Genomic DNA, 12,365 nt, shown 5'->3' with positions numbered 1-12,365 from the left:
GTCCGAGGTAGACCTCCGGACGCACTATGCGACAAAAGTGACTTAATACACCGTTAGGCACAACGGGCACGGCACAAACGTGTCGCGCCACCGCGATGCGACGGAGTGACGACCCGCTCAGATCTCCGGGCCCGTGAGTGACTGCTCGGTCCAGATGATCTTGCCGTCCTGGGTGTACCGGGTGCCCCAGCGCTGGGTGAACTGGGAGACCAGGAACAGACCTCGGCCGCCCTCGTCGGTCGTCTTCGGGTGGCGCAGGTGCGGGGCGGTGGGGCTGGCGTCCCAGACCTCGCAGACGAGGGTCCGCGACATGATCAGCCGCAGCCTTATCGGCCCGGAGGCGTGCCGGATGGCGTTGGTGACGAGTTCACTGACGACGAGTTCGGTGGTGAAGGTCAGCTCGTCCAGGCCCCACTCGCACAGCTGCCGTGACGTCCGCTTGCGCACGTCGGCGACGGCCGCCGGGTCGCCGGACAGCTCCCAGGACACCGTCCGTTCCGCGTCGAGGCGGCGGGCGCGGGCCATCAGCAGCACCACGTCGTCCGGCGGACGGGCCGGGACCAGCGCCTCCACCACGGCCTGGCAGCGGTCGTCGAGGCTGGGCGCCCGCCGTTCGAGCACCCGGCGCAGCCGCTCCCGGTCGGCGGCGGCGTCCCGCTGCGGCGCGGGCCCCTCGGCGGCGAGCAGGCCGTCGGTGCACAGGGCAAGCACGCTGCCTTCCGCGAGCGGCAGTTCGACCGACTCGAAGGGCGGGCCGCTCACGCCGAGGGCGGGTCCCGGCGGCAGCTCGGGGAAGTCGACCGTGCCGTCCGGGGCGACGATCGCGGGCAGACCGTGGCCCGCGGCGGCCATGGAGCACCGGCCGCCGACCGGGTCGTACACCGCGTACAGACAGCTGGCACCCTTGGCCCGTACGCCGTCGGCGCGCGGGGCCGCCTCGGTGTCGTCCTCGTATCCGGCCCGGTCGACCAGGTCGTCGAGGTGGGCGAGCACCTCCTCGGGCGGCAGGTCCAGGTCGGCGAGGGTCTGTACGGCGGCTCTCAGCCGGCCCATGGCCGCGGCGGCCTCGATGCCGTGGCCGACGACGTCGCCGACCACCAGGGCGACGCGCGCGCCCGACAGTGGGATGACGTCGAACCAGTCGCCGCCGAGTCCGGTCAGCTCGTCGGCCGGCCGGTAGCAGGCGGCGACCTCCATCGCGTCCTGCTCGGGGAGCCGGTGCGGCAGCAGATGGCGCTGCAGTACGAGGGCCGCGTCGCGCTCCCGGGTGTAACGGCGGGCGTTGTCGAGGCACAGGGCGGCGCGGCCGACGAACTCCTCGGCCAGGCCCAGGTCGTCCTGGTCGAAGGGGTCCTGCCGGTGGCGCCGGAAGAACGTGGTGATCCCGAGCATGGTGCCGCGGGCCCGCACCGGCACGATCATCGCGGTGTGCAGTCCGAGGTCGAGGAAGGTGGCGGCCCGGTCGCCTGCGATGCCCGTGGCCCACTCCGGGGCCAGCGGGTCGAGCCGCTCCTCGATCCAGGAGGTCCCGCCGGTCAGCGCGCGGATAGGGGGTGCTTCGGGCAGGTAGGCGGCCACTTCACCGATCTCGACGACGGCCTCGGGGACGCCTTCGTTCACCGACTGGTGGCCGGCCCGGCGCAACGGCATCGCGTCCGTCCCGCTGAGCGGCCCGGCGACGGGTTCGCCCCCTTCGAGGACGGTCTCCAGCAGATCCACGGTGACGAAGTCGGCGAGTCCCGGCACCGCCACGTCGGCCAGCTCCTGGGCGGTCCGCATGACGTCCAGGGTGCGGCCGAGGCGCTTGCCGGCCTGGTCCAGAAGGGTGAGGCGTTGGCGGGCCCGGTAGCGCTCGGTGACGTCCACGACGGTGTAGTACACGCCGATCGGGTTGCCGTGGTCGTCGTCGAGCCGGGTGAAGGACATCGCGTGGGCCGTGTCCCGGTGCGGCGCCGAGCGGACCGTACCGACGTGTTCGTAGCCGACGACGGCCTCGCCCGTCTCCAGGACCTGGCGCATCACCGCCTCCAGGGCCTGGGCGTTCAGGCCCGGCTGGATGTCCGCGAGCCGCTTCCCGATCCGCTGGTGCGCGGGTCCGCCGCCGAACTGCTCCAGGGCCGCGTTCGACCACACGTACCGCAGGTCCGCGTCGACGATCGCTATGCCGATGGGTGAGTGCGAGGCCAGCCGTTCCAGCACTGTGCGGCTCATGTCCCAGCCCGCGGCGCCGGTCGAGTCGGCGGCCAGCACCACCCAGCGCGGCGGGCCCTCCGCGGCCTCCACGGCCGGGACGACCCGCACCGTCGTGACGACGGGGTGTCCGTCGCGGTGGCGCACCGCCAGGAGTCCGGTCCAGCCGCCGTTCCGGCCGCAGCGGCGGGTCAGGTCGGGCAGGCGCTCGGCGTCCTCGGGCATCAGCAGCTCGGCCGCGGCCCGGCCGACGACCTCGGCCCCGCGATAGCCGAACAGCCGCTCGGCGTCGCCGGTCCAGCCGGCCACCGCCATGCGGGCGTCCAGCAGCACCACCGCGGCGTCCGCCATGTCGAACCGCCGCCGCGCCACGCCGCTCTCCTCGCTCGTCGCCACTGCGACCCCCTCCGTCCCGGGGAGTGGTCCGTTCCCGTACGCCACGCTCCGTGCACCCGTGCGATACGGGCCCAACGTACCGCCGCGACCGCCGTCGGACCCCGGCAGCCGCACCCGATCAGGGGCGTACGAGCAGCTGGAAGTCGAACGTGTAGCGCGCGGCGCGGTAGACGTGGGTCCCGTACTCTACGGCCCGCCCGGTGTCGTCGTAGGCCGTGCGGCACATGGTGAGCAGCGCGGCCCCCTCCGGCTCGTCGAGCAGGGTCCCCTCGTCGGCGGTGGCGCAGCGGGCGCCCACGGTCTGGTGGGCGCTGTGCAGGGTGATTCCGGCTGCCCGCATCATCCGGTAGAGGCCGGTCTCCTCAAGCCGTTCGGTGTCCAGGTCGAGGAGCGAGGCGGGCAGGTAGTTGCACAGGTGTGCGACGGGTTCGCCGTAGGTGGAGCGCAGCCTTTCGAGCACGATGACGTCCCGGCCCTCGGGGATGCCGAGAGCGGCGGCGACCTCCGGCGAGGCCGATTCGATCTCGTTGCGCAGCACCTGGGTCGCGGGGTTCTGCCCGGCAGCCGCCAGGTCGTCGTACAGGCTGCTCAGTTCGAGCGAACGACGGACCTGGCTGTGCACCACCTGGGTGCCGATCCCGCGGCGGCGCACCAGCAGGCCCTTGTCCACCAGGGACTGGATGGCCTGGCGGACGGTCGGCCGGGACAGGCCGAGCCGGGCGGCGATGTCCACCTCGTTGCCCAGCAGGTTGCCCGGGGCGAGCGCCCTGTGCTCGATCGCGGACTCCAGTTGCTGGGCGAGCTGGTAGTAGAGCGGGATCGGGCTGCCCCGGTCCAGGGCGACCTCCAGGCTGTCGAACGCGGCGGCGTTCGACTGACGTGCGGTCTCGGTCTCTGCCACGGAGCCCTCTCCCTTCACATGTCCGTCGGTGCGTGGCGTCCGGTCAGGTCGTGCCGGTGCCGCGTACCCCTTCGGTGAGGCCGTACCCGGTCGGGCACGGCCTCCTTCGGATGCGGCTTCCGTCAGGAGTTGCTGGGGAAGCCGAGGTTGATACCGCCGCCGTCGGCCGGGTCGGGCCAGCGGGTGGTGATGACCTTGCCCTGGGTGTAGAAGGCGATGCCGTCGTTGCCGTAGATGTGGTGGTCCCCGAAGAGGGAGTCCTTCCAGCCACCGAACGAGTGGTAGCCGACGGGCACGGGGATCGGCACGTTGACGCCGACCATGCCGGCCTGGACCTCCAGCTGGAAGCGGCGGGCGGCGCCGCCGTCCCGGGTGAAGATCGCGGTGCCGTTGCCCCAGCGGGAGCTGTTGATCAGCGCGATGGCCTCGTCGTACGTCTCGGCGCGGACCACGCACAGCACCGGGCCGAAGATCTCGTCCTTGTACGCGTCCGCGGTGACCGGCACCTTGTCGAGGAGCGAGACGCCGATGAAGAAGCCGTCCTCGTGGCCCGGGACGGTGAAGCCGGTGCCGTCCACGACGACCTCGGCGCCCTGGGCGGCAGCCCCCGTCACGTACGAGGCGACCTTGTCGCGGTGCTCGCGGGTGATGAGCGGACCCATCTCGCTGGACGCGTCGCTGCCGGGGCCGATCTTCAGGCCCTTGGCCCGCTCGGCGATCTTGTCGACGAGCTCGTCGCCGGTGTCGCCGACCGCGACGACGACGGACACGGCCATGCAGCGCTCGCCGGCCGAGCCGTACGCGGCGTTGATGGCCTGGTCGGCGGCGAAGTCCAGGTCGGCGTCGGGCAGTACGAGCATGTGGTTCTTGGCACCGCCGAGGGCCTGTACACGCTTGCCGTGCTCGATGCCCTTGAGCTGGATGTACTTGGCGATGGGCGTGGAGCCGACGAAGGAGACGGCCGTGATGTCCGGGTGCTCCAGGAGGCGGTCCACCGCGACCTTGTCGCCCTGCACGACGTTGAGGACGCCGTCCGGGAGGCCCGCCTCGGAGGCGAGTTCGGCCAGCCGGTAGGAGGCGGAGGGGTCCTTCTCGCTCGGCTTCAGGATGAAGGTGTTGCCGCAGGCGATGGCCAGCGGGAACATCCACATCGGCACCATGGCCGGGAAGTTGAACGGCGTGATGCCCGCGACGACACCGAGCGGCTGGCGGATCGCGGCCACGTCGACGCGCGTGGAGACCTGCGTGGACAGCTCACCCTTGACCAACTGCGGTACGGAACAGGCGAGTTCGACGATCTCCATGCCCCGGGCGACCTCGCCGAGCGCGTCCGAGTGCACCTTGCCGTGCTCGGCGGTGATCAGCTCGGCGATCTCGTCGCGGTGCGCGTCGAGCAGCTCGCGGTACTTGAAGAGGACGGACGTGCGCTTGGCCAGCGAGGCGGTCCCCCAGCTCTCGAAGGCGGCCTTCGCGGAGGCGACGGCGGCGTCCACCTCGTCCACGGAGGCGAACGGCACCTGCTTCTCCTGGGCGCCCGTGGCGGGGTTGTAGACGGGACCGAAGCGGCCGGAGGCGCCCTCGACGGGCTTCCCCCCGATCCAGTGGTTCATGTTCTGCATGGTGTGGATCCTTTTCGTGAGCGGAGGGAGGTCAGAGGTGGCGACGACGGTCGACGACGCGCTCGTCGTACCGCTCGCGGGCGCGGGAGGCGGCGTCGCGGGAGGCGACCTCGGCGACCGGTACGTCCCACCAGGCCTCGGCGGCGGGGGCGGTGGGCGTCGGGTCGGTCTCGACGTACACGCACGTCGGCCGGTCCGAGGCGCGGGCCGTGGCCAGCGCGTCGCGCAGTTCGCGGACGGTCTTGGCGCGCAGGACGTCCATGCCGAGGCTGGCGGCGTTGGCGGCCAGGTCCACGGGCAGCGGGGCGCCGGTGAAGGTGCCGTCGGCGGCCCGGTAGCGGTAGGCGGTGCCGAAGCGCTCGCCGCCCGTCTCCTCGGAGAGGCCGCCGATGGACGCGTACCCGTGGTTCTGGATCAGCACCAGGTTGACGGGCAGGCCCTCCTGGACGGCGGTGACGATCTCGGTGGGCATCATCAGGTACGTGCCGTCGCCGACCAGCGACCAGACGGGGGTGCCGGGGGCGGCCTGCTGGACGCCGATGCCCGCCGGGATCTCGTAGCCCATGCAGGAGTAGCCGTACTCCAGGTGGTACTGGCGCGGGCTGCGCGCACGCCAGAGCTTGTGCAGGTCGCCGGGGAGCGAGCCGGCCGCGTTGATGACGACGTCGTCGTCGCCGACCACGGCGTCCAGGGCGCCGAGGACCTGGGTCTGGGTGGGGACGGCGTGCTCGTCGTCCGCCCGGTACACGGCGTCCACGACCTCCTCCCAGCGCTCCTTGCCCGCGCGGTACTCGGCCTCGTACGCCGCGTCCACGCGGTGGCCGGACAGCGCCTCGGTGAGGGCCTCCAGACCGGCGCGGGCGTCGGCGACAAGGGTCCTCGCGCTCAGCTTGTGCGCGTCGAAGGCGGCCACGTTGAGGTTCACGAACCGCACGCCCGGCTCCTGGAAGAGCGTGGCGGAGGCGGTGGTGAAGTCCGTGTAGCGGGTGCCGACGCCGATGACCAGGTCGGCGGTGCGGGCGAGTTCGTCGGCGACGGCGGTGCCGGTGTGACCGACGCCGCCGAGGTCCGCCGGGTGGTCGTAGCGCAGGGAGCCCTTGCCGGCCTGGGTGGACGCGACCGGGATGCCGGTGGCCTCCACGAACGCCTTCAGGGCCATCTCGGCCTCGCTGTGGTGGATGCCGCCGCCCGCGACGATCAGGGGGCGCCGGGAGCCTCGTACGGCTTCCACGGCCGCCGCGAGCTCGGCCGGTTCGGGGGCCGGGCGGCGTACGTGCCAGATCCGGTCGGCGAAGAACTCCTCGGGCCAGTCGTACGCCTCGGCCTGGACGTCCTGCGGCAGGGCGAGGGTGACGGCGCCGGTCTCGACGGGGTCGGCGAGCACGCGCATCGCGTTCAGGGCGGACGGGATCAGCGCCTCGGGGCGGGTGATCCGGTCGAAGTAGCGGGAGACCGGGCGCAGCGTGTCGTTGACCGACAGGTCCGCCTCGACGGGGTGCTCCAGCTGCTGGAGCAGCGGGTCGGCGGCGCGCGTCGCGAAGTAGTCGCCGGGCAGGAGCAGCACCGGGAGGCGGTTGACCGTGGCCAGGGCCGCGCCGGTGACCAGGTTGGTCGCGCCGGGGCCGATGGAGGTGGTGACCGCCTGCGCGGAGAGCCGGTTCAGCTGACGGGCGTGGCCGACCGCGGCGTGCACCATGGCCTGTTCGTTGCGGCCCTGGTGGAACGGCATGGTCTCCTCGCCGGCCTCCAGGAGCGCCTGGCCGATACCGGCGACGTTGCCATGGCCGAAGATTCCCCAGGTACCTGCGATCAGCCGGTGCCGTACGCCGTCGCGTTCGGTGTACTGCACGGCCAGGAAACGCACCAGAGCCTGGGCGACGGTCAGGCGGAGGGTGGAGCGGCTCATCGGTTCCTCACTGGGGGGCGGTGGGTCGGGTCAGCCGGGGGTCGACGGGCTGGCTCGGCCAGGTGTCGCGGATCCAGGCGTGGTCGGGGTGGTCGCAGATCAGCCAGGCCCGGTCGGCGCCGGGGCCCGCCATGACGTTGAGGTAGTACATGTCGTGGCCCGGCGCGGCGATGGAGGGGCCGTGCCAGCCGTCCGGGATCAGGACGACGTCGCCGCCGCGCACCTCGGCGAGCACATCGGTGCCGCTGCCGTGGCCGGACGGGGAGACCCGCTGGTAGCCGAGGCCGGGCGTGCCCTCGTGGTCGGCGATCTCGAAGTAGTAGATCTCCTCCAGCTCCGACTCCTCGCCGGGCCGGTTCTCGTCGTGCTTGTGCGGCGGGTACGAGGACCAGTTGCCGCCCGGGGTGATCACCTCGACCGCGATGAGCTTGTCGCACTCGAAGACCCCGGCCGCGCCGAAGTTGCGGACCATGCGGGAGCAGTTGCCGGTGCCGCGCAGCTCGACCGGGACGAACTCGGCGGGCTCGTAGCGGGCCGGCAGACGCCGGGAGCAGCGGGCCCCGGTGAGCGCGAAGCGCCCGCCGTCGGCCGAGGTGAGCGTCGCGGTCGCGTCACGCGGAACGTATACGAAGTCGCTGGCACCGCTGAACACGCTCGCACGGCCGCGCACCTGGAACTCTTCGCGGCCGAAGTCGTCATCGACCGTGACGGTGCAGCCGCCACCGAGCGATGTCACGATCCACTCGCTGTCGCCGGCGGTGAACAAGTGCGTGCCGCCGGGCGCGAGTTCGAGGACGCGGAGGCTGGAGTGGTCCCAGCCGGCGCTCTCCGGGGTGACGTCCACGGCGTACGGGCCGCTCGCGGCCTTGCCCGCGGGCAGGTGGTGTGCGCTGGTCATGAAAAGTGGATCCTTCCGGTCAGAGCAGGCCGACCGCGGTGTCCACCGCGGTCTCCACACTGCCCTCGGCGGGATAGAGCAGGGACCGGCCGACGACCAGGCCCTGCACGGTGGGCAGTCGCAGGGCCTTGCGCCATCTCTCGTACGCGCCCTCCTGGTCCCTGCCGACCTCGCCGCCGAGCAGGACGGCGGGCAGGGTCGAGGTCTCCAGTACGGCGGCCATGTCGTCCGGGTCGCTGGTGACGGGCAGTTTCAGCCAGGTGTAGGCGGAGGTGCCGCCGAGCCCGGAGGCGATGGCGATGGAGCGGGTGACGGCCTCGGCGGTGAGGTCGTTGCGGACCGTTCCCTCGACGCGGCGGGAGATGAACGGCTCGACGAACACGGGAAGCCGGTGCGCGGCCATGTCGTCGATCGCGCGGGCGGTCGACTCCAGGGTGGTCAGCGAGCCGGGGTCGTCGTAGTCGATGCGCAGCAGCAGCTTGCCCGCGTCGAAGTTCAGCCGGGCCATGTCCTCGGCGCGGTGTCCGGTGAACCGGTCGTCCATCTCGAAGACGGCACCGGCCAGGCCGCCGCGGTTCATGGAGCCCATGACGACCTTGTTCTCCAGCGCGCCGAGCAGGAGCAGGTCGTCCAGGATGTCGGCGGTGGCGAGCACCCCGTCCACCCCCGGCCGCGACAGCGCGATGCACAGCCGCTCCAGCAGGTCGGCGCGGTTGGCCATCGCCAGCCTGCGATCGCCGACTCCGAGCGCGCCGCGTGCCGGGTGGTCGGCCGCCACGATCATGAGGCGGCCGCTGTCGCCGACGAGGGGACGCCGGGTCCGGCGGGCGGCTGCTTCGGCCACCGCCTCCGGGTGCCGGGCGCGCACCCTGACGAGGTCGGGGATGGTGATGCTCAAGGGTTTGGCTCCGTTCAAGGGGTGGCGCCGTCAGGCGCGGGAGGCGACGAGATCCTCGACCTCGGCGGCGGTCGGCATCGCGGAGGAGCAGGCGAGGCGGGAGGCGACCAGGGCTCCGGCCGCGTTGGCGTACCGCATCGTCTTCTCCAGCTCCCAGCCGGCCAGCAGCCCGTGGCAGAGCGAGCCGCCGAACGCGTCGCCCGCGCCGAGGCCGTTGACCACCTCGACGGGTACGGGCGGCACTTCCGCGGTGGTGCCGTCGCGGTGGACGGCGAGGACGCCCTTGGGGCCCTGCTTGACGACGGCCAGTTCCACGCCCGCTTCGAGGAGGGCCTCGGCGCAGGCGCGCGGCTCGCGGACGCCGGTGGCGACCTCGCACTCCTCAAGGTTGCCGACGGCGACGGTGACATGCCGCAGGGCTTCGGCGTAGTACGGGCGGGCCTCGGCCGGGTTCTTCCAGAACATGGGGCGCCAGTCGAGGTCGAAGACGGTGGTGCCGGCCTTGGCGCGCGCCTTGAGGGCCGCGAGCGTGGCGGAGCGGCTGGGCTCCTCGCTCAGACCTGTGCCGGTGATCCAGAAGATCTTCGCGGCCCGGACGGCGAAGAAGTCCAGCTCGTCGGTGCGGATCTCCAGGTCGGGCGCCTTGGGCTGCCGGTAGAAGTACAGCGGGAAGTCGTCGGGCGGGAAGATCTCACAGAACGTGACCGGCGTCGGGTACGCCTCTACGGGGGTGACCCAGCGATCGTCGACCCCGAACTCCTTGAGAGCCTGGTGGAGATAGGCTCCGAAGGGATCATCGCCGGTTCGGGTGACGATCGCCGTGGAACGGCCGAGACGGGCCGCGGCGACCGCCACGTTGGCCGCCGAGCCACCGAGGAATTTACCGAAGGTTTCGACACGCGCGAGCGGCACTCCGGTCTGCAGAGGGTAGAGATCGACACCGATGCGACCCATGGTGATCAGGTCGAAGGACTCGGTCATACGCGTCGCTCCTCGTGGTGACTGCGGGCTTCCGGGGGTGCGGGATGCAGGGGACCGGTGTGTCCTAGGTGTAAGACCGAGGCCGAGCCATGTCAAGACTTTGTACTTACATTCTCACGTGATCGTGAAATGATGTCTTAACAAAGTATTGACAGCGGGGTCTGTCAGGGACTTACATCCCCTCCCAACAGCACAGCCGAGTTTGTCGGTACGTGGCCCTGCGGTCTCCTTCCGTACGGGCCGAAGGACCGGGCACCTGCCCGGACCGCTGCCCCTGCTCCCTTTCCCCTGTCGCACAGTGAGGTGCCGGAAAGATGGACCGCACGTTTCGCACCCGTTCCCGCAGATTCGCCCTCGTCGCCGTGGCCTCCGCGGCGGCCCTGATAGTCACCGGCTGTTCCAGCGACTCCGGTGGCAAGAAGGCCGAGGAGGACACGGGCAACGTGTCTGCAGGCAAGGCCGACACCCCCCGTATGAAGGTCGCGATGATCACTCACGCGGCCTCCGGTGACACCTTCTGGGACACGATCCGCAAGGGAGCGGAGGCCGCCGCGGCCAAGGACAACGTCGAGCTGGTGTACTCCAGCAGCCCGGACTCGGCCAAGCAGGCCAACCTCGTGCAGAACGCGATCGACCAGAAGGTCGACGGCATCGCGGTCACCCTGGCCAAGCCCGACGCCATGAAGTCCACGGTCGCCAAGGCGGAGAAGGCCGGCATCCCGGTCGTCGGGTTCAACGGAGGCGTCGACGACTGGAAGGAGCAGGGTCTGCTGGAGTACTTCGGCCAGGACGAGTACGTCGCCGGTGAGGCCTTCGGCCGGAAGCTCAACGAACTCGGCGCGAAGAACAACATCTGCGTGATCCAGGAGCAGGGCCACGTGGCTCTGGAAGCGCGCTGCGCAGGCGTCAAGAAGACCTTCAAGGGCAAGACCACGAACCTGTACGTGAACGGCACGAACATGCCGTCCGTGAAGTCGACGATCACCGCCAAGCTCAAGCAGGACAGCTCGATCGACTACGTGGTCACGCTCGGTGCCCCGTTCGCCATGACGGCCGTGCAGTCGCTGGGTGACGCGGGCAGCAAAGCCAAACTGGCGACCTTCGACCTCAACAAGGACCTCATCGGAGCCATCGAGGACGGCGACATCCAGTTCGCCGTCGACCAACAGCCCTACCTTCAGGGCTACTTGTCCGTCGACTCGCTGTGGCTCTACAAGACCAACGGCAACTTCAGTGGCGGTGGTCAGGAGCCGGTGCTGACCGGTCCGGCGTTCGTCGACAAGTCCAACGTCGAAACCATCGCGAAGTTCGCCGCGAAGGGCACTCGGTGATTTCCATGTCCCAGGCAACGGCACCGGCGACGAGTCCCTCGTCGCCGGCTCCGCCGGCCGCCCCCAAGGACGGCCGGACCTCGGAACGCTCCCTGAGCCGCAGGCTGGCGGCCCGTCCGGAGATCGGCGCGCTGATCGCGGCGATCGCCGTGTACGTGTTCTTCTTCGCGGTCGCTTCCCCCTTCCGCGAGGCCGGTTCGCTGGCCAACGTGCTCTACGAGTCGTCGGTGATGGGCATCATGGCCCTCCCGGTGGCGCTGTTGATGATCGGTGGCGAGTTCGACCTCTCCGCCGGTGTCGCGGTCACCACGTCCGCGCTCACCGCGAGCATGTGGAGCTTCCAGCTCTCCATGAACGTGTGGACCGGCATCGTCGTCGCCCTGCTCGTGTCGCTGGCGATCGGCGCGTTCAACGGCTACCTGCTCGTACGTACCGGTCTGCCGTGCTTCCTGATCACGCTGGGGTCGTTCCTGATCCTGCAGGGCGCCAACCTCGCCATCACGAAGATCTTCACCGGGAACGTGGCAACGGACTCGATCAGTGACATGGACGGCTTCGACCAGGCCAAGAAGGTCTTCGCCTCCGAGATCAGCATCGGCGGTGTCGATGTGAAGATCACGGTGTTCTACTGGTTCGTGTTCGCCGCGGCTGCGACCTGGCTGCTGCTGCGCACCAAGTTCGGGAACTGGATCTTCGCGACCGGCGGCAGCAAGGAATCCGCGCGTGCGGTTGGTGTGCCGGTCACCTTCACCAAGATCGCCCTGTTCATGGGCGTCGGGGCGGGTGCCTGGTTCGTCGGGATGCACATCCTGTTCTCGTTCAACACCGTCCAGTCCGGCGAGGGTGTGGGCAACGAGTTCCTGTACATCATCGCCGCGGTCATCGGAGGCTGCCTGCTCACCGGCGGCTACGGCTCCGCGATCGGCCCGGTCATCGGCGCCTTCATCTTCGGCATGGTCTCCCAGGGCATCGTCTACGCCAACTGGAACCCCGACTGGTTCAAGGCCTTCCTCGGCGTCATGCTCCTGCTCGCCGCCCTCGTCAATCTGTGGGTCCGCCGCCAGGCCACCCGGAGGTAAAGCCATGACCACCAACAACACCTCCCCCAACGGCGCGGCGGTCAAGGACAAGCCCGACACCAGCGAGCCGATCGTCGAACTGCGCGGGGCCGGCAAGGCCTACGGCAACGTCCGCGCCCTGCACACCGTCGACCTGGCCGTCTACCCCAGCCAGGTCACCTGCGTC

Annotated in this window: 9 protein-coding genes; 2 read left to right on the top strand and 7 right to left on the bottom strand. The window is 70.6% G+C overall.

What is annotated here, in order from left to right:
* Positions 1-117: 117 nt before the first annotated feature.
* The 7 genes from AOK17_RS03620 to iolC all read right to left on the bottom strand — a co-directional run bounded on the left by AOK17_RS03620 (position 118) and on the right by iolC (position 9,789).
* On the bottom strand, positions 118-2,586 hold the full coding sequence (locus AOK17_RS03620) for a SpoIIE family protein phosphatase (RefSeq protein WP_107102288.1): 2,469 nt from the start codon (positions 2,584-2,586) through the stop codon (positions 118-120).
* 118 nt (positions 2,587-2,704) lie between these two features.
* Positions 2,705-3,487 carry a GntR family transcriptional regulator gene (locus tag AOK17_RS03615; RefSeq protein ID WP_055610805.1) on the bottom strand — a complete coding sequence of 261 codons (783 nt, stop codon included), beginning with the start codon at positions 3,485-3,487 and terminating at the stop codon, positions 2,705-2,707.
* Between the two features lie 122 nt (positions 3,488-3,609).
* Positions 3,610-5,106, bottom strand: a complete 1,497-nt coding sequence (locus AOK17_RS03610) for a CoA-acylating methylmalonate-semialdehyde dehydrogenase (protein WP_055610804.1) — start codon at positions 5,104-5,106, stop codon at positions 3,610-3,612.
* A 31-nt stretch (positions 5,107-5,137) separates the two neighbouring features.
* Positions 5,138-7,012, bottom strand: a complete 1,875-nt coding sequence (gene iolD / locus AOK17_RS03605; RefSeq protein ID WP_055610803.1) for a 3D-(3,5/4)-trihydroxycyclohexane-1,2-dione acylhydrolase (decyclizing) — start codon at positions 7,010-7,012, stop codon at positions 5,138-5,140.
* A gap of 7 nt (positions 7,013-7,019) precedes the next feature.
* Positions 7,020-7,910 (bottom strand): 5-deoxy-glucuronate isomerase, encoded by an 891-nt coding sequence (gene iolB, locus AOK17_RS03600; protein ID WP_055610802.1) that lies wholly within the window; start codon positions 7,908-7,910, stop codon positions 7,020-7,022.
* A 19-nt stretch (positions 7,911-7,929) separates the two neighbouring features.
* Positions 7,930-8,808 carry a Cgl0159 family (beta/alpha)8-fold protein gene (locus tag AOK17_RS03595; RefSeq protein ID WP_055610801.1) on the bottom strand — a complete coding sequence of 293 codons (879 nt, stop codon included), beginning with the start codon at positions 8,806-8,808 and terminating at the stop codon, positions 7,930-7,932.
* Between the two features lie 30 nt (positions 8,809-8,838).
* The gene (gene iolC, locus AOK17_RS03590; protein WP_055610800.1) at positions 8,839-9,789 is read right to left on the bottom strand and encodes a 5-dehydro-2-deoxygluconokinase; all 951 of its coding nucleotides are present in this window, start codon (positions 9,787-9,789) and stop codon (positions 8,839-8,841) included.
* Between the two features lie 314 nt (positions 9,790-10,103).
* Between iolC and AOK17_RS03585 the strand changes: the two genes are divergently transcribed.
* Positions 10,104-11,120 (top strand): sugar ABC transporter substrate-binding protein, encoded by a 1,017-nt coding sequence (locus AOK17_RS03585; protein ID WP_055610799.1) that lies wholly within the window; start codon positions 10,104-10,106, stop codon positions 11,118-11,120.
* A gap of 5 nt (positions 11,121-11,125) precedes the next feature.
* A complete protein-coding gene (locus AOK17_RS03580) occupies positions 11,126-12,199 on the top strand; it encodes an ABC transporter permease (protein WP_055610798.1) in 1,074 nt (357 codons plus the stop codon).
* Positions 12,200-12,365: the final 166 nt, after the last annotated feature.

The organism is Streptomyces phaeochromogenes, from assembly GCF_001418655.1.
Classification (GTDB): Bacteria; Actinomycetota; Actinomycetes; order Streptomycetales; family Streptomycetaceae; genus Streptomyces; species Streptomyces phaeochromogenes.
Note: the sequence above shows the minus strand (reverse complement) of the source record. Positions and strands in the feature narration are given on the sequence as shown.